A 17,559-nucleotide genomic window follows, 5' to 3' on the forward strand; every position below is an offset into this window, starting at 1 on the left:
ATATTTAAGAATTGATAATAGACGGGAATAACACTGAAACTTTGATAGCTTTCTATTGATAAATTTCATGATTTAAACTTTGGCGTACCTATTAGTATAATTTGATTATGAAAAACTATTGACTTATTTGGAGGTGGGGGAGGTAATGTGAATACTTCGAAAAGTCCAATTTAACGTCTGACTTCATGGCCGTAGTTCTTCACTTGGAGTACGACTATTGAAAGGGATTTTGCTTGCTAAACGATAGAAGAGTAGAAAACTCCGCTATCAAGCAAGTGTTACAACGGAGTTGTGCATTTTACAAAATGGGGGGATACCTTTAAAAACGTCCTTGAAGGCCCAGCATAATAGACTCAAAGGTTGAGTATTGAGTTACCAGAGCGGTACCAATAATCCCAATGCCAAAATGGCTCTGTCCAGGGTATATAAACGCTTGGAGCTCGAATGGTATACCCACAGCATTTCTGGACTTCCAACTGCCAGAGTCAAGGGTCTCTCCATCGACAGTACTAACATTCCACGATCCTTTATCACCATCAAAATAACTAATACCTGAGGAAGCTGACCAATATCCGCTTGTGTGGTCATATAGCGTTCCTCTAGAGATCCAGCCTAATTCTAGTGCGTATTCGGTTCCAGAGAGGTTTTGAGAGTCTGAAACAGAATCAAGAGTAGAATGCAATATGTTGCCTATAGCGTCATCCACACCGTGATTCCATGACTGCGAACGTAACGTTATCAAGCCATTTAAAAGTACTTGGTAATTTAACTCTGTACTAAATGTATTGTCTTCTTTTGAATTATCTAGTTCTTCAGTATCCGATTTTAAACCTCGGTATTGTTGTCCAGAACCAAAGCCATAAGCAAGGGTAAGCCAAGTCTTTTGTCCTATTGTAAGTTGGTTAAATTTTTGTTGGGTCATTTCAGCAGCGACTGATTGAAAGGAAAATAATCCGGTGATCACTACTATATATAACAGATTTTTTATCCAGTAAAACAAAGTCTTCATCACTTATTTCTCATTAAATACAAATTGGAAAGTGCCAACATTCCCTCATCTATCTCCGGTCTTCTCAAACACTCTTTCGTATGATGCACAGGTACCAATACCCAGGCACATCGAAAAACCAGATAACAGCAAATGGTTTATCTTTCTAGAGTGATTCGCCGCTTAGGGCTCATCATGGGAGTGGAACAATTACGAGGCAGCGTACAGTAGTTTTTCAACTTAAATAGATAAGGAAAAGCAGCAACGGCGGGGATTCTATTAGGTATTATTTATTAGCGTAATTGATTAAATCTAACAAAGAATATAGTAAAACTTACAGATATAGAGAAAATATTCCTGACTTGAAACTTACCGACGCCGAAAAGTAAAAGGACATACACCACAAACAATAGGAACCTCTGAGCTGGCCTATACTTATTTACAAATGATGCTTAAAAGCTAGCGGAAAGCTTTTAAGCATCAAGTTCTTTGACTTAGGGCGAAGTAATGGCTAAAGGTTCGCAAAATAAAGGGCAGGTTTCTAAAGCTGTCGAGTTTGATCGCATACTCGATGCGGCGCTGGCAATGGCGACTGAGCGGGATAATTGGCCCAATCTTAGCTTGGCGGAACTGGCAAAGTATTGCGACACCTCCGTTAATGAGATACGTCAGTATTACTCGGATACTAATGCTATTGCTAACGCGTGGTTTTCGCGTGCGCTTGAAACTATGTTGGCTGCGGATCTTGAGGGTATTGAAGAGTTGCCAGTCAAAGATAGGCTGGAATATATTATTTGGCGTTGGTTCGAGGCTCTCTCCCCCTACCATCGGGTCACGACTCAGATGCTTGGAGCCAAGCTTCATCTACCTCATGTTCATCATTGGGTACCCATGATTTTTGATTTGTCTCGTTTGGTTCAATTTTGGCGTGAAGCGGCCGGGCTGCATACAGGTGGTCGGCGCAGGCAGATCGAAGAAGTTGTCCTAACGGGCATTTTTATAGCGACTTTGCGATCATGGTGCCAGGATGAAAGCCTGCAACAACCTCAAGCACATGCTCGACTTCTGGCCCTACTAACTAAAGCGGAGCGGGTGATGATCTCCTGGCTTTCAACGGATTCCCATTGAAGTTGCATCAATTGTTGGATAAATGATACAACGTTTACTGGATGTATGGCGCGACAAGATGGTTTACGTTGACCTGTGCCCGCAGGCGAGCGCAGAGTAGGTAGGTCCCGGCAATTTTTCGGTGCAGAAACAGTATATCGGTAGGAGGAAGATGCATATAACGCTGATTTAGCCGTAGGGAGATGGCCAATTCCATGACCCGCCGCGATAGGTCGGAGGTGGCGAAGTCGAACTTCCCCTGATATCGAACTGGCTCAGCAACGGCAATGATCATCTCACATAACCCCCGGCGATACGTAATGGACTCGTCTTTGCGCAGATAACCCATCTCTACAGCAGTGCTCTCGATAGCAGAAGTATCGTTTTTTGTAGCTGCCTTCATCAAACGACGGAAAGCGTCGACCATGTCATTGGAATAGTGTCGGGTGGCGCCGAAGTCGAGGAGCCCAATTCGGTCGTGTTCCTCCTGGTATCGATAATTGCCAAATTGAGCGTCGGTCTGTACTAAGCCCCACTCGAACACCTCCCTCATCACCAGTGAGAGCAAACGTGTCGCAACACGGTTCCTTACTTCGCTCGGAACATTCACCAGGGCTTCGATCGGAGCCCCGGTGACAAAAGACATGGTGAGCACATCACAAGTGGTTCGTGATCTGTCCACAGCCGGAAGTTCGAACGCGTCGTCATCGCCAATACAACGCCTGTATTCAGCGATACAATCTGCTTCGGCACAGTAGTCGGCTTCTTGGCGAAGTTGCTGTTTGGCTTCACTAAGCATTGTCGTGATGTCATAGTCCTTTGGAATCAGGCGGAATATATTGAATAGCGCTGCAACATTGTCGATGTCACTATCGATACTTTTTTGAATCCCGGGATACTGCACCTTGATCGCCAGATGTCGACCATCCTTGGTGGTAGCTTCGTGTACCTGTCCGATAGAAGCGGCGGCAAGATGCGTGAACGAAAACTGCTTGAAATCATCCTGCCACCTTTTACCCCAGGCTCCTTGCAGCACCTGTACCACTTGCTCTTGCGGCATGGGGCGTGCGTTCTCACGCAGAGTGGCCAGAATCTCGGTCAGTACCGGAGGAAGATAATCACCCGTTTCCATCGAGAGTAGCTGGCCGACTTTCATTGCCGCTCCTCGCATCTCAGACAACCTGTCTGCCAGACGCATGGCATTAGCTGGCGTCAGAAGTAAGTCGTTTTTTTTGGGTAACTTACCAGCAGCCAAGGCCGATGCGCCATCGCTGATAACCTGTACGGCAACCTCACCAAGCAAGCGGCCTACCTTGAGCAGGCGGCTGGCTCGATTTTTCGGAACTGGTACTTCTCTAGCCATAACGTAACATAACCTCCAACATTGGAAATATCCCCTTCTTCTAATAGTAGAGGACCCTACCGACTTAAACATAACGCAACTTAATATGAAGCTATGATGTTTTAGTCGCCCCGAATGTTTTTAGAGACTCTGTCTAGTAAATGCTTAATTGCACGCGATAGTATCTGATTCTGCCTTACAATATACCCAAGACTAATGCTCGGAAACTCAGGCAGTTCAGTAACGGCAGTTTTTAAGTTGCTCCTCGAGTGCAGCGAAAGATCAGGTACTATCGCCACACCAAATCCAGCTTCTGCCCACTCTATCTGTGAATCTACACTACCTACTTCCATTATTCGGTAGTTAGGAAGGTTAAGTGAGGGTAAAGCTAAGTCAATTAAGCCACGTGTGCGCGTGTCATGCCCAAGTAGTATCAGCGTAGGCTTATCATCTTTATTTTTTGCTAGCCTTTGTTGCCACATATTTAAGCAGCTACCGATAGCACACCACTTCACTTTTTGTAGTTCGGTAAAACAGAGTGGTGGTTTTTCTTCGTGTGCGAAGATGAATCCTAAATCTGCTTTGGCACTTTTTACCAACGCAGAAGCTTGTGCAGATGTAGTATTGGTTAATGTGATATCTATACCTGGAAACTCTTCTTTAAAGATCTGTAGCGGTGACATTAGTAATAGGCGAGAGATGATATCGCTGGCAGCGATAGTGAGCGTTCCATGGCGTAATTCGTTAATTGCGTTGATATCTGATTGGCATATTTGTAATTCCATCAGGGTGTTTTTAGCACTTATGAGTAACCGCTCACCTGCTTGAGTAAGCCTAAAAGGGCTTCGTTCTATCAATTTAGTTCGTGTAACTTGCTCAAGCTGTTTGATATGTAGACTCACATTAGGCTGGGTCATATTTAACTGAGTCGCAGCTTTACCAAAGTGTTTCAATCGTTCTAGTTCTACAAATGTTTTAAGCCAGCTTAGCTCCAACATATTCTTTCCTAGTTCTACTGGGGGAGGTTTAGAGTATCGTGATATGGATTTCTTATCAAAATTATTAGGTTTATTAATTTAACTAATTAGTAATGGGCGATTAGTATGTTGGGTATGTTTTATAGCTTTGTAGGAAAGTGAGTTATGTCGTCAGTTGTTGTAGTTGGTGCAAATTGGGGTGATGAAGGGAAAGGCAGAATAGTTGACTATTTGGCGGACCAAGCATCTGCTAGTATTCGTTTTCAAGGTGGCAATAACGCTGGTCACACAGTGATAAATGACTTCGGTCATTTCAAACTACATCAATTACCCAGTGGAATTTTTAATCCTAGCTGTAGTGCAGTTTTAGGTCCAGGTATGGTAATTAGCCCTGGAGCTCTATCGCAAGAGGTTTCACTGGTGAAAGAAGCGGGTGTTGAAGTGGATCTGCGCATTTCTGATCGTGCAACGCTTTGTTTGCCTCTACATGCGCTAGAAGATACTCTCGAAGAGCAGCGACTTGGTGATCAAGCCTATGGTTCAACCCGTCAGGGGATCGCTCCAGCATATGGTGACCGAGTGATGAAAAAGGGAATCCTTGTTGGTTGGTTAAAGCAACCAGAAGTACTGCTTAAACGCGTTCAATTTATGTTGGACTGGAAATTGCCTCAACTTCGCGCACTGTATCCTGAGTTTGAATTCAATCAAACTGCGGAAGAGGTAACATCTTGGTTAATTGATGTATCCAGGAGCTGGGTCGATTCTATCTGCAATGTATCTCAGCACTTGAAAACATTGCAAGCTCAGAAAAAAACGCTGCTGTTTGAAGCTCAGCTAGGCGCAGGTCGTGATCTTGTATACGGTGAATACCCTTGGACAACATCTTCTAACGTAGTTTCTATGTATGCTGGCATCGGTAGTGGGTTACCAGCGCTGCGTCCTGATCGCATCGTCGCTGTAGCCAAAGCATTCAGTTCATCTGTAGGCACAGGAACACTAATATCCGCTATGGAAAAACAAGATACATTTCGTGAATTGTCTTGTGAATATGGTGCTACAACCGGACGACCGCGTGATGTTGGGTATTTCGACGCAGTAGCAACAAAAAGTGGCATTGAATTGCAAGCTGCGACTGAAATCGCACTCACTAAATTAGACTGCTTAACAGGCCTTGAAGATCTCAAAATATGTGTGGGTTATGAGGGTGACCATAACGAAAACCCGATTTGGCCTCAAACAGCCGCACTGTCTCCTGTTTACGAAAAAATGGTGAGCTGGGACGAAGATATTACAGGGTGTAGAAAATTTGAAGATCTACCAGAAGCGACACAAAATTATATTAACCGTATTGAAGAGCTGATGGGAATACCTGTAAGCATGATTTCAGTAGGCCCTGAGCGCGAACAAATTATTATACGTTAATGTAAAGTTAGGCACTTTCTTCTCATAGTCACTGCGACTTATAAGCATCATGTCTCTTATCCATAGAGACATGCGCTAAAGGTCAAAAGGTCGGTAAGTTGATGACGATAGTAGATACGCTCAGAAGTTTCATGGTCCATCCCTGATTGGTATACTTGCATGATAGTCAGGATATTTTTAAGAGCGGCCTAACTTAATCCTGAATTATGGTTTGAGTACCAAACTGTTTAGCGGCGTACTTAACCCGCTCGGCAGGTTTTGGGTACTCAAGGGATACACCAAGTGACTCTATGTGATTGAGTCTTGGTAATAACCCAGCGCCGTTGGCAATTTGAATGGCAAGGCCGGGCCGGGCATTGAGCTCTAGTACCATAGGGCCTTCTTCTTTATCCAGAACCATATCTGTACCCATGTAACCTAGGCCAGTCATTTCCCAAGCCCCGGCTGCTAAGGTTAGCAACTTCTCCCAGTGGGGGACGGTTAAGGTTAATAAATCCTTCTCGGTGTCAGGGTGCTTGGCGATGGGCCGATCGTATTGCACCGCGCGAATGGCTTTTCCTGTAGCGATGTCCAAACCAACGCCTACCGCACCTTGGTGTAAGTTTGCTTTGCCATCAGAGGCGGCGGTGGAGCAACGCATCATTGCCATGACGGGATAACCTTTAAACACAATAATGCGAATATCCGGAACACCTTCAAAGCTGAACCCTTCAAAACAGTCATCAAACTTGATCAAATTTTCGACGACCGCTACATCGTTTTTGCCACCCAGTGAGAATAGCCCAGCCAGTGCGTTGGATAAGTGGCGTTCTACATCCTCTTTGCCAATCACTTCACCAGATGGTTTAGTGTATTGCCCATCTTTATGAGACAGGATAACCAGAATCCCTTTCCCGCCACTGCCGTGTGCGGGCTTGATAACAAAACCGGGCCAGTCTTTGATCATCTTGTGGATGCCTTTGACTTCCGCTTGGCGTCTGATTACCCCAATCAGTTTTGGCACGGTACAACCAGCTTGCTCGGCCAGAAGTTTGGTTTTTAATTTGTCATCAACCATCGGAAACTTGGAACGATCATTATATTGGCCAATATAGTGGTTATTCCTTTGGTTCATGCCAAGAATGCCTTTATGGCGTAGTTTGCTAGGCGAGGTAAGACGTGAAAACATAATTAATCCTCCACCAAAGGCTTAAAGCGACGTAGCTCAGTCAAGCGATAGCCGGTATAAGTACCAAGCATTAAGATGCAGGCCAGAACGATAAGCTGAATACCAATGAAGTTGAAGGTGAGGTGTTGGATGTATGAGTTAGTCATACCTAAATAAACAATAACGGCGGTAAAGAGTGAGCCACCACCTTGAATAAGGACTTCTTTCGCGCCTTCTTCTTCCCACAGTATGGACATACGTTCTACCGTCCATGAAAGAATGATCATTGGGAAGAAGGTAATGGTTAGCCCTTCTGTTAGGCCAAGCTTAAAGGCGAGCACCGTAAAGAGAGCGATGATCATAATGACGGCAATTATCACCGCGGATATTCGCGCCACCAGAAGGAGGTTGAGCTTCGATAGATAGCTACGAATGATCAAGCCCGTACCCACGATGAGCAAGAAACCGATAATACCAGTCAGCAACTGAGTCTGAACAAATGCGACCGCAATCAGTACAGGCATAAAGGTGCCTGATGTCTTTAGGCCCACAATGACGCGCAAAAATACCACAATCAATGCGCCGATGGGGATCAGCATTATGGTTTTAAACATCGCTTGTTCTTCCAACGGCAAACTGTGAATGGACAAGTTCAGTAAACCATCCGCCTCCACTTTGTCTTTGGTCGCGGCTTGCGCTGACACTTTTTGTTCGATCATCGAAAAGTGAACTTGGCTGTTTTGCCCGCCAATAACGTCGAGTAAAGACACATTAGACTCGTCCCAGACAAGGATATTTGGCTGAATATCTTGGTTGACGCTTTCTGGATTGAAAAGTACCCATTCACTGCCATTCCAGACTTCATTCATTTGCTGAAGCTGTTGCCTTCTCCGACCATCTTCAAGTTGAATAACACCTACCACTTTGTTGGGTATTTGTGCATAAGACAATAGTTTATGAATCACTTCATCTTTACTATTCATATCATTGAGTAATAGGGATGAATTTTGGCTGTCTTTATCGTTAATTGATCTGATAAGCTCACGCGTAAATGTCACATCATCCGCTGACAGGCGATTGGCTTTTTTTATCAGTGCTATCGCTGCTGCTTCAGATGGGCCATCGAACGTCGGCTTTTTGATTTCCCCCGAAGGTGGATCAGCTTTAAATTTAGAGTGTGGGTCCACTAGAAACTGGGTTTTGTAATAAATGGTTTGTGGTCCCTTGGCATCACGGATTGTCCATTCAGCGCGATCGCCAGATTCGGACTTAATATAAGACACTCCGTACCCTGGAGAGGACGACGAGCGACTGATTCGAGTGAAGCTATGCTGGGTGTCAGGAATGGCTAATGATACTTTGACTGGGTGATCTAAAGCGGTAAATTCAATGCGCGCTTCGACATCCCATACTTGTCGGGTATCCCCAGGTAGATAAGGAACGCCGTATTGCTGATGGCGAAAGACACTCAATAGAATGCCAACAGCGATCAGCATTAACACTGATAAGTAGAAGGGAATTCGTGATGTCATAAGTGTCCTTACTTTTTTATTTGGCTACTTTTTTTCCGTTTGAAGAAATTGTCTGCTGACGTCGACGACAGCGATATCTCGAATGAATTCTCGACCGAGTAACACAGGATATTTCATCTGCGTTCTATCGGCGAGGTTAAATTGCACTTTTTCATGGATAGGGCCCACTTTGATCCACAGTTCAATCACCGCTCTTCTTTGTGCTTTGCTGACGGTCGCTTGTCTTACCTTAACATGTTTTAACACGGGTGCTTCAATCCAGTTTTTCTCATCAATAGGCGATTTTCCATCAAATAGATGAAAGCGAACCCACTGTTGGCTATTTCTTTCAAACTCTTGAATATCAACCGCATTAAGCGATGAAGTGGCCGCACCTGTGTCGATACGGGCGGTGACGTTTTTATCGATTGAGTCTATATGCACTTGCTCAAGTTCACCTAAAGTGAGCTTTTTAGTTGGCGCCTCGTTGTTTTCCGACTTGACGGCAGCGATGGGTTGCTCAGTGCTTGGCTGAGCCGTCGAAGCACTGCGTCGTTTCTCTTCTTTCTTTTGGTATGCTTTAAAGTCGCTGGTCAGTGTTTTGACTTCAGTTTGCAAAACCGAAATCTGGTTTGCTTGTTTTCTCATTTGAAGATTGAGCGCACTGATTTTATTGTTGACGTTGTTTTCTGAGGCCTTGATAGCTTGTAGGTTTTCTTGATGGTACTGCTCGCCATTCATGACAGTGCACCCAGATAATAAGCTGACGATAATGACTGGGGCTAAACTTTTGTACATTGAAAACCTTATGCTCAGATATAAAACGATGTGTGGCTGAGTTTAGCGTAGAAAAAAGGAGGCGTGAAGCCTCCTAAAAGTGCCCTGTGACAGGGCTTGGTCAAATATGACTAAACTTTAAAAAAACTGATTAAGGTTTATTCGCAATTAAGATTGCTCGACGTGGCGCAGGATGACCTTCGGTGGTTTTGGAAGGATCGTCTTGGTCCAAGTAATCGGGCAGTGAGTTGTGGGTCATCCAATTTGTGGTTCTTTGCTCACCCGTTGTCGTGACATTTTCATCAACGATTCTGACGTTCTCAAATCCAGTTTTTTCTAACCAGACCTTAAGTGCCTTGGCTGATGGGAAAAAGTACACATTCCTCATCTGTGCATATCTATCAGTCGGGACTAACACGGCATTTTCATCCCCTTCAATCACAAGGGTTTCTAGTACGAGTTCACCCCCAGACACCAGCTGGTCTTTAAGTTGTACCAGGTGATCAAGCGGGGAGCGCCTATGGTAGAGTACGCCCATGCTAAAGACGGTATCAAACGCGTTTAACTGAGGCAGTTGCTCAATGCCTAACGGTAGTAAATGTGCACGTTGATCGTCGCCCATCAACTTTCTGATGGCTTCGAACTGAATCAAAAATAAGTGTGAAGGGTCAATACCAACACACAGGCGAGCTTGCTCGCCAAGCATTCTCCACATGTGATAGCCATTACCACAGCCAACATCTAACACAGAGCGGTTTTTGAGTGGGGTAATATGTGGTAGCAAGCGATCCCATTTCCAGTCGCTTCTCCACTCGGTATCGATATCAATGCCGTGAACCTGATAAGGTCCTTTGCGCCATGGGTGAAATGTTTTTAACAAGTTTTCAAGCTTTTTGATTTCACCCAGGTTCATGGGTTCATTATTGGCATCATTTGCAATGGTGACAGAGCTTTTAATATCGACCATACCGGGTTTACCAGCAGGGATTTTGTTGAGTGCTTTTAGCCATCGGCTAAAGTCACCATGCTCGGCATTGGCCCAGTCAGTCAATTGCTGGGGCAGAACATTAAGCCAAGGTTGTAGGCGAGTATCTTGCGCAATAAGTTGGTAGAAGTTGGCGAAATCAAACATGGTTATACTATCGAATTATTGAGTTTCTAAAGAGATTACTTAATGGCAAACATAGAGCCAAAGTTGAAGCATTGGAACCACATTTCACAGCTTGAGAAGCCAATGTTCTGTAGCCTTTCTTTGTGAGTGTTAATTGAGTCAGGACGCATCACATTTTCAATGGCACTTCTCTTTTGACTGACTTCTAATTCACTGTATCCGTTGGCACGTTTAAAGCTATGATGCAGGTCGATAAGCAGTTCGTTTGCCGCTTCATTCTCGAACGTATATTTCTCAGACAAGATAAGAACGCCGCCCGGGCGCAAGCCATTAAACACTTTTTTTAATAACGTGAGCCTGTCTTCGGGCGCGAGAAATTGCAGAGTAAAATTGAGCACAACCATGGAAGCATTTTGTATGTCCACATCGAGAATATCGGCTTCAACGACCTCAACAGGTGTGTCTGAGCGATAGGCATTCACATGTAGCTTACAGCGCTCAACCATAGCATGGGAATTGTCTACCGCGATGATTTGGCACCCTTCACTTTGAATATGGCGACGCATAGAGAGTGTCGCGGCCCCTAGCGAACATCCGAGATCGTAAACGAAGGTGTTGGGTTTGACGTATCGTTCAGCAAGCATGCCTATCGCTGAAATAATATTGCTGTAGCCCGGTACTGATCGTTGAATCATATCAGGGAACACTTCAGCCACTCTTTCATCGAAGGTAAAATCGCCAATTTTATCAATCGGAGCAGAGAAAATGGTATCTTTATTGCTCATGGAACTCATCTCGTCGTCAAACATATTCGAGCCGGCGGACTCGTAAAGGGCGATTATTTTATGGGAACTCAGTCACATTGTCATCTTTCATCGTCAAATAACTCAGCCTTATTTCTTCCCAGTTCAGCTTGAGTGGCTAAAACATGCTGATTTGTCCGTCATTCGCACGTGCTGGAAAGGCGGGAAGGGCAGGAAGAGCTGCGAGATTTTGTAGTTGCCCATACAGCTTTTGCGCTAATTCAGGCGCTTGGACATTGTCAGGTGTATGAATCATCACATAGGGCTGTTTGCCCTGCGATATCCAATCTGGCAGTTTGTTAAGCCAAGGTTGGAAAAAGGCGATGTTTTGCTCAATATCCGGGTGACCAATAAAGCGAATCATCGGGTGGGTAGCCGTTGAGATGGCGTGTACTGGCACTTTAGGCTTTTTCTGCTGAGCATCAATCACCGCCGGGCTTGAAGGCGTTGCAGCAAAGACAGGACGGCTGTCCATAATGATACGATTGATGTGCTTTTCCACAAGCCACTGGTTAAGCGCTTTCTCTTCATCTCCTTTATTGAAGAAAACTAAGTTCCTCACTTCGACACCCAGGCCAAAATCAGCGGGGAAATGAGTGCAGAAACGTTTTAGCCGTTCCAAGTGTTCAAAAGAAAATGCTGCGGGTAATTGAATGGTCCATTGACCGATGCGATCGTGCAACGGCTCCATGACGGTCAGGAATTGTTTTAGCTCAGCTTGGGAATGGCTAAGTAACTGTTGGTGAGTAATGGCTTTGGGCAATTTAAAGGTAAAGCGGAAATCATCATGTGTGGCGTCCCGCCAGTTATTGACGGTGGAAGGTGATGGGGTAGCGTAAAACGTGGTGTTGCCCTCGACACAATGGAACACTTGAGCGTATTTTTCTAGCCGTTGCGCGCTGGATGTGCCTTTCCCATAAAACGATTGTTGCCAGTTGGAATGAGACCACATGGTGAGGCCAAGGCGAAGTGGAAGTTCGGGCATAGTGTTTTCGTTATGACTTTCGCAAGGAGCGTTATTCTACGGGAATTCGCATCTTTTATCTATTTAGGTATATAATCGGCGCAAATTTTTGCCGATTCATTGAATCACAAAATTAAACCAAAAAACATGCTCGCTGAAGGTCGATTTTGTTTGACTTTCAGCGTATAAATGGAGGTTTGGTTTGCCACTCACGTATTTTAGGCAAATACAAACAGTTTAACTTTATTAGAGGTTGGGAATTTCATTATGCGCACCCATTATTGCGGTCACCTGAACAAGTCCCTTGCAGGACAAGAAGTAGAATTATGCGGCTGGGTAAACCGTCGCCGTGATTTAGGCGGTCTAATCTTTATCGATATGCGAGATCGTGAAGGCATCGTTCAGGTTGTTGTTGATCCAGATATGGCAGATGCGTATGAGGTGGCTAACCAACTCCGTAATGAGTTTTGCATCAAGCTCACTGGTGAAGTTCGCGTTCGTCCAGATAGCCAAGTGAATAAAGACATGGCAACCGGTGAAGTTGAAATCCTTGCTAAATCGCTCGACATTATTAACCGTGCAGACGTATTACCACTGGATTTTAACCAAAATAATACCGAAGAGCAGCGTTTAAAATTCCGTTATCTAGATCTTCGTCGTCCTGAAATGAGTGATCGCATCAAGCTCCGCGCCAAAGCATCAAGCTTTGTACGTCGTTTCTTGGATGACAATGGCTTCTTAGACATAGAAACGCCAGTTCTGACCAAAGCAACACCGGAAGGCGCTCGTGACTACCTCGTGCCGAGTCGTGTTCACAAAGGCAGCTTCTACGCACTTCCACAGTCTCCTCAATTGTTCAAACAATTGTTGATGATGTCTGGCTTTGATCGTTACTACCAAATTGTTAAATGTTTCCGTGACGAAGATTTACGCGCTGACAGACAACCAGAATTTACCCAAATCGATATCGAAACGTCGTTTATGTCGGCTGATGAAGTACGTGCAACGACGGAGAAAATGGTTCGTGATATGTGGCAAGAGCTGCTTGACGTTAACCTAGGTGAATTCCCAGTCATGCCATTTAGCGAAGCCATTCGTCGCTTTGGCTCAGACAAGCCAGACCTACGTAACCCGCTTGAGTTAGTGGACGTCGCTGATCTTGTTAAAGATGTGGAATTCAAAGTGTTCTCGGCACCGGCAAACGACGAAAAAGGCCGTGTTGCTGTTCTTCGCGTACCAGGTGGAGCGAAGCTGACTCGTAAGCAAATTGATGGCTATACGGACTATGTAGGCATCTATGGTGCTAAAGGTTTGGCGTGGATGAAAGTGAATGATCGCGCCGCAGGTGCAGAAGGCGTTCAATCACCAGTTGCTAAATTCCTAAATGAAGATGTGATTAATGGCATTTTAGATCGCACACAGGCTGAATCGGGTGATATTATTCTATTTGGCGCTGATAAAGCGAGCGTGGTTGCAGAAGCCATGGGCGCACTAAGGCTTAAGCTAGGTAAAGACTTAGAGTTAACCGACGAGTCGGCTTGGGCACCACTTTGGGTGGTTGATTTCCCAATGTTCGAAGAAGATGATGAAGGCAATTTGCATGCGATGCACCATCCATTTACTTCACCGCTTAATGTGACAGCGCAGGAATTAAAAGCGAATCCAGCAGCGGCAAGCTCTAATGCCTATGACATGGTGATTAACGGCTATGAAGTCGGTGGTGGATCCGTTCGTATCCACAATGCTGAAATGCAAGCTGCCGTGTTTGATATCCTAGGTATTGAAGCAGAAGAGCAACAGCTTAAGTTTGGCTTCTTACTTGATGCGTTAAAGTTTGGTACGCCACCACACGCCGGGCTAGCATTTGGATTGGACCGTTTGGTTATGTTGCTATGTGGTACGGAAAACATTCGTGATGTTATTGCTTTCCCTAAAACAACGGCGGCGGCATGTCTATTGACAGACGCACCAAGTGTGGCAAATCCTGCAGCTCTTGATGAGCTGGCTATTGCGGTCACTGCAGCAAAAGACAAAAACGCGCAATAAAAGTCAATACACCCTAGTCATTCAAGCCACTCTCATTTGGGAGTGGCTTTTTAGTTGTCAGTCGTTAATGGTTAGCGATACTTAAAGTTTGATTTCTTTCCACTCACCAGGCTGTAACCCTTGTAGTTTTATCTCGCCTACGGAATAGCGCACTAATCGAAGGGTTGGAAAGCCAATGTTGGCCGTCATTCTTCTCACTTGTCGGTTGCGCCCCTCAGTAATGGTAATTGACAACCAAGAGGTTGGTATATTGGCGCGAAACCTTACCGGTGGGTGGCGATCCCATAGTTCAGGCTCTGACATCTGAGTCACTTTGGCGGGCAGAGTCATGCCATCTTTAAGCTCAACCCCTTGGCGCAGCTTGTCCAAATCTTGTTCAGTTGGAGCACCTTCTACTTGAACCCAGTAGGTTTTGGGTGACTTCGAAGAAGGTTGAGTTAATCTGGCTTGCAGTTTGCCATCATTGGTTAAAACCAGTAAGCCTTCGCTGTCGCGGTCTAGTCGGCCAGCAGCATAAACATCTTTCACTGAAATAAAATCTGCCAGTGTTTTTCTTCCCTGCCCATCGGTAAACTGACTGAGCGTATCAAAGGGCTTATTAAAAATGAGCACTTTTCTTGTAGCATCGTTAACTGGCTTAGGTTTTTTGTTTCGTTTCAGGTTGCTTTTCGCTCCGACGTGATTAATCTTACTGTTTCGACTTTTGCTGTTTGAATTGTGGTGATATTTTGAACGTTCTGATTGGCTAGAACTTCGACTAGAGCGTGATGACATGTTAGCTGGCCTACAAAAATATAATCATTATGTGTGTAAAAGTTTTATGAACTATAGTTATGAGCTAGAATGTGCGCGCCCATAAGCGCGAATATCGCATATGACAATAGACTATTGTCTTAATTTTGTTTAATTATAGAATATTCACGGCTTGGTTTTGATTTCGCTCAACGAGTCAAAACCCAGTCTTTTAAAGTGAACCGATTGCCGGAGAAAGTGATTGAGAAAATTCGCTTTCTTCCGTAGACATTCACCAACGCCACGTCGCAACAAATTGCGAAATGGTGTTGCTAGAACATTAGGGAAACTTCATGCCTACAGAAAAACCTACCATCATCTATACCATTACTGACGAAGCACCAGCGTTAGCCACTTATTCGCTACTACCGATTATTCAATCGTTTACTGCTTCTTCAGGAATAGAGGTTGAAACTCGAGATATTTCTCTTGCCGGGCGTATTATTGCAAACTTCCCTGAGCATTTAAAAGAAAATCAAAGAATCAATGATGCACTTGCTGAACTGGGTGAATTAGCAAAAACACCAGAAGCAAACATCATCAAATTGCCAAACATTTCAGCATCCATCCCACAGTTAAAAGCGGCAATCAAAGAGTTACAAAGTAAAGGCTACGATTTACCAGATTATCCAGAAGAAGCAGCCTCTGACGCAGAGAAAGCGGTTAAAGCGACCTATGACAAAATTAAAGGTAGTGCAGTAAACCCAGTATTACGTGAAGGTAACTCTGATCGTCGTGCTCCGCTATCGGTAAAAAACTACGCAAAGAAAAACCCACACTCTATGGGTGCTTGGGCTGCTGACTCTAAATCCCATGTATCAAGCATGAGTGGTAAAGATTTCTTTGGTAGTGAAAAATCACACACCGTCGATGGCGCGACAGATGTGCGCATTGAGTTTGTCGCTACAGATGGTTCAGTGAAAGAGCTGAAGAAAGCGTTTCCTTTGCAAGACAAAGAGATCATCGATGCTTCAGTCATGAACAAAGCTGCGCTTGTTGAGTTCTTCGAAAAAGAAATTGAAGACGCGAAACAAAAAGGCGTGCTTCTTTCATTGCATATGAAAGCGACCATGATGAAGGTGTCAGACCCGGTTATCTTCGGTCACGCGGTTAAAGTCTACTACAAAGAAGTGTTTGACAAGTATGGCGCTGAATTCGATAAGTTGGGCGTTGACGTCAATAACGGTATTGGTGATGTATACGCCAAAATAGAGTCTCTACCTGCTGAGCAAAAAGCAGAAATCGAAGCGGCGCTTCAAGCAGTATATGAGAGTCAACCACCTCTCGCGATGGTTGACTCTGATCGCGGTATCACGAACCTACATGTACCAAGCGACATCATTGTGGATGCTTCTATGCCTGCGATGCTTCGCTCTTCTGGCCAGATGTGGGGGCCAGACGGCAAGCAAAAAGATACCAAAGCCATGATCCCAGATCGTAGCTATGCGAGCATTTATCAAGCCGTGATCGATTTCTGTAAGGAAAATGGCGCATTTGATCCGACTACCATGGGTAGCGTGCCAAATGTTGGCTTGATGGCGCAAAAAGCGGAAGAGTATGGTTCGCATGATAAAACCTTCATACTAGAGCAATCAGGTACAGTGCGTGTTGTCGATTCTGCGAATACTGTGCTAATCGAGCAAGCCGTAGAGGAAGGGGATATCTTCCGTATGTGCCAAGTGAAAGATGCGCCAATCCAAGACTGGGTTAAGTTGGCTGTCAATCGTGCACGTGCAACTGGTGCTCCTGCCGTATTCTGGTTAGATGAAAATCGTGCGCATGACGCTCAGCTTATCAAGAAAGTGAATGCCTACTTAGCTGATCATGATACGAACGGTTTGGAAATCAAGATCCTTGCTCCACTAGATGCATGTAAGTATTCACTGACTCGTATCAAAGATGGCTTAGATACCATTTCTGTAACCGGTAACGTGCTTCGTGATTACTTAACGGACTTGTTCCCAATCCTTGAGCTGGGCACCTCGGCAAAAATGCTATCCATTGTTCCATTGATGAATGGTGGCGGTTTGTTTGAAACAGGCGCGGGCGGCTCAGCACCGAAACACGTACAGCAAGTGGAAAAAGAAAACCATTTACGTTGGGATTCACTAGGTGAGTTCTTAGCGCTTGCAGCATCTCTTGAGCACCTAAGTCAATCTACTGGCAATGCAAAAGCGCAAGTATTGGCTGACGCTTTAGATAAGGCAACGGGTGAGTTTCTTGATAACAACAAGTCTCCATCTCGTAAAGTGGGCGAATTGGATAACCGTGGTAGCCACTACTATTTGGCTTCTTACTGGGCAAAAGCATTGGCTGAGCAAAATACTGACCAAGAGTTAGCTGGCGAATTTGCACCAATTGCACAAGCGCTATCAGAAAAAGAAACGGAAATCGTTGCGCAGCTTAACGACGCGCAAGGTGTGAAGGGTGAACTAGGTGGTTACTATGCACCTAACGATCAACTTGCTTCTGATTTGATGCGTCCAAGTGGCACGCTAAATAGCATCATCAATAAGTCTTAATTTTGAGAGACTGAAGCAAATAATTCGGCCCGCCAATAATCTGGCGGGTC

At 44.8% G+C, this 17,559-nt stretch carries 14 protein-coding genes; 4 read left to right on the forward strand and 10 right to left on the reverse strand.

What is annotated here, in order from left to right; translation table 11 throughout:
- Positions 1-319 precede the first annotated feature (319 nt).
- Positions 320-1,009, reverse strand: coding sequence for a hypothetical protein (locus M9194_RS13205; RefSeq protein WP_250613137.1), 690 nt, complete (start codon positions 1,007-1,009; stop codon positions 320-322).
- Positions 1,010-1,495: 486 nt separating this feature from the next.
- Between M9194_RS13205 and M9194_RS13210 the strand changes: the two genes are divergently transcribed.
- Positions 1,496-2,116 (forward strand): hypothetical protein, encoded by a 621-nt coding sequence (locus M9194_RS13210; RefSeq protein ID WP_250613138.1) that lies wholly within the window; start codon positions 1,496-1,498, stop codon positions 2,114-2,116.
- 34 nt (positions 2,117-2,150) lie between these two features.
- On the opposite strand, the gene M9194_RS13215 is transcribed toward M9194_RS13210, so the two are convergent.
- Both M9194_RS13215 and M9194_RS13220 read right to left on the reverse strand, forming a co-directional pair.
- Positions 2,151-3,458 carry an ABC1 kinase family protein gene (locus tag M9194_RS13215; RefSeq protein ID WP_250613139.1) on the reverse strand — a complete coding sequence of 436 codons (1,308 nt, stop codon included), beginning with the start codon at positions 3,456-3,458 and terminating at the stop codon, positions 2,151-2,153.
- A gap of 101 nt (positions 3,459-3,559) precedes the next feature.
- Positions 3,560-4,435 carry a LysR family transcriptional regulator gene (locus M9194_RS13220; RefSeq protein ID WP_250613140.1) on the reverse strand — a complete coding sequence of 292 codons (876 nt, stop codon included), beginning with the start codon at positions 4,433-4,435 and terminating at the stop codon, positions 3,560-3,562.
- Between the two features lie 144 nt (positions 4,436-4,579).
- On the opposite strand from M9194_RS13220, the gene M9194_RS13225 reads away from it, so the two are divergent.
- Positions 4,580-5,836 (forward strand): adenylosuccinate synthetase, encoded by a 1,257-nt coding sequence (locus M9194_RS13225; RefSeq protein WP_250613141.1) that lies wholly within the window; start codon positions 4,580-4,582, stop codon positions 5,834-5,836.
- Between the two features lie 193 nt (positions 5,837-6,029).
- Here the strand turns inward: M9194_RS13225 and M9194_RS13230 are convergent, their stop codons facing one another.
- From M9194_RS13230 to M9194_RS13255, 6 genes are all read right to left on the reverse strand, one after another.
- A complete protein-coding gene (locus M9194_RS13230) occupies positions 6,030-7,004 on the reverse strand; it encodes an alpha-L-glutamate ligase-like protein (protein WP_250613142.1) in 975 nt (324 codons plus the stop codon).
- Positions 7,005-7,006: 2 nt separating this feature from the next.
- Positions 7,007-8,515, reverse strand: a complete 1,509-nt coding sequence (locus tag M9194_RS13235) for an inactive transglutaminase family protein (RefSeq protein ID WP_250613143.1) — start codon at positions 8,513-8,515, stop codon at positions 7,007-7,009.
- A 24-nt stretch (positions 8,516-8,539) separates the two neighbouring features.
- Entirely contained in the window at positions 8,540-9,292 is a 753-nt protein-coding gene (locus M9194_RS13240; protein ID WP_250613144.1) for an ATP-dependent zinc protease family protein, read from the reverse strand.
- Between the two features lie 130 nt (positions 9,293-9,422).
- Entirely contained in the window at positions 9,423-10,403 is a 981-nt protein-coding gene (gene cmoB, locus M9194_RS13245) for a tRNA 5-methoxyuridine(34)/uridine 5-oxyacetic acid(34) synthase CmoB (protein WP_250613145.1), read from the reverse strand.
- A 35-nt stretch (positions 10,404-10,438) separates the two neighbouring features.
- Positions 10,439-11,176 carry a carboxy-S-adenosyl-L-methionine synthase CmoA gene (gene cmoA, locus M9194_RS13250; RefSeq protein ID WP_250613157.1) on the reverse strand — a complete coding sequence of 246 codons (738 nt, stop codon included), beginning with the start codon at positions 11,174-11,176 and terminating at the stop codon, positions 10,439-10,441.
- Positions 11,177-11,303: 127 nt separating this feature from the next.
- Entirely contained in the window at positions 11,304-12,170 is an 867-nt protein-coding gene (locus tag M9194_RS13255; RefSeq protein WP_250613146.1) for a DUF72 domain-containing protein, read from the reverse strand.
- Between the two features lie 246 nt (positions 12,171-12,416).
- Here M9194_RS13255 and aspS point away from each other — a divergent pair, with 246 nt between their 5' ends.
- Positions 12,417-14,195 (forward strand): aspartate--tRNA ligase, encoded by a 1,779-nt coding sequence (gene aspS / locus M9194_RS13260; protein ID WP_250613147.1) that lies wholly within the window; start codon positions 12,417-12,419, stop codon positions 14,193-14,195.
- Between the two features lie 81 nt (positions 14,196-14,276).
- On the opposite strand, the gene M9194_RS13265 is transcribed toward aspS, so the two are convergent.
- Positions 14,277-14,969, reverse strand: coding sequence for a pseudouridine synthase (locus M9194_RS13265; protein ID WP_250613148.1), 693 nt, complete (start codon positions 14,967-14,969; stop codon positions 14,277-14,279).
- 311 nt (positions 14,970-15,280) lie between these two features.
- Here M9194_RS13265 and M9194_RS13270 point away from each other — a divergent pair, with 311 nt between their 5' ends.
- On the forward strand, positions 15,281-17,509 hold the full coding sequence (locus M9194_RS13270) for an NADP-dependent isocitrate dehydrogenase (RefSeq protein WP_250613149.1): 2,229 nt from the start codon (positions 15,281-15,283) through the stop codon (positions 17,507-17,509).
- Positions 17,510-17,559: the final 50 nt, after the last annotated feature.

This window comes from Vibrio sinus (assembly GCF_023634645.1).
Taxonomy (GTDB): domain Bacteria; phylum Pseudomonadota; class Gammaproteobacteria; order Enterobacterales; family Vibrionaceae; genus Vibrio; species Vibrio sinus.

Bases quoted from the DNA above. Each gene is read 5' to 3' on its own strand.
- M9194_RS13205 (WP_250613137.1), bottom strand. From the start codon at position 1,009: ATGAAGACTTTGTTTTACTGGATAAAAAATCTGTTATATATAGTAGTG.
- M9194_RS13210 (WP_250613138.1), top strand. From the start codon at position 1,496: ATGGCTAAAGGTTCGCAAAATAAAGGGCAGGTTTCTAAAGCTGTCGAG.
- M9194_RS13215 (WP_250613139.1), bottom strand. From the start codon at position 3,458: ATGGCTAGAGAAGTACCAGTTCCGAAAAATCGAGCCAGCCGCCTGCTC.
- M9194_RS13220 (WP_250613140.1), bottom strand. From the start codon at position 4,435: ATGTTGGAGCTAAGCTGGCTTAAAACATTTGTAGAACTAGAACGATTG.
- M9194_RS13225 (WP_250613141.1), top strand. From the start codon at position 4,580: ATGTCGTCAGTTGTTGTAGTTGGTGCAAATTGGGGTGATGAAGGGAAA.
- M9194_RS13230 (WP_250613142.1), bottom strand. From the start codon at position 7,004: ATGTTTTCACGTCTTACCTCGCCTAGCAAACTACGCCATAAAGGCATT.
- M9194_RS13235 (WP_250613143.1), bottom strand. From the start codon at position 8,515: ATGACATCACGAATTCCCTTCTACTTATCAGTGTTAATGCTGATCGCT.
- M9194_RS13240 (WP_250613144.1), bottom strand. From the start codon at position 9,292: ATGTACAAAAGTTTAGCCCCAGTCATTATCGTCAGCTTATTATCTGGG.
- cmoB (WP_250613145.1), bottom strand. From the start codon at position 10,403: ATGTTTGATTTCGCCAACTTCTACCAACTTATTGCGCAAGATACTCGC.
- cmoA (WP_250613157.1), bottom strand. From the start codon at position 11,176: ATGAGTTCCATGAGCAATAAAGATACCATTTTCTCTGCTCCGATTGAT.
- M9194_RS13255 (WP_250613146.1), bottom strand. From the start codon at position 12,170: ATGCCCGAACTTCCACTTCGCCTTGGCCTCACCATGTGGTCTCATTCC.
- aspS (WP_250613147.1), top strand. From the start codon at position 12,417: ATGCGCACCCATTATTGCGGTCACCTGAACAAGTCCCTTGCAGGACAA.
- M9194_RS13265 (WP_250613148.1), bottom strand. From the start codon at position 14,969: ATGTCATCACGCTCTAGTCGAAGTTCTAGCCAATCAGAACGTTCAAAA.
- M9194_RS13270 (WP_250613149.1), top strand. From the start codon at position 15,281: ATGCCTACAGAAAAACCTACCATCATCTATACCATTACTGACGAAGCA.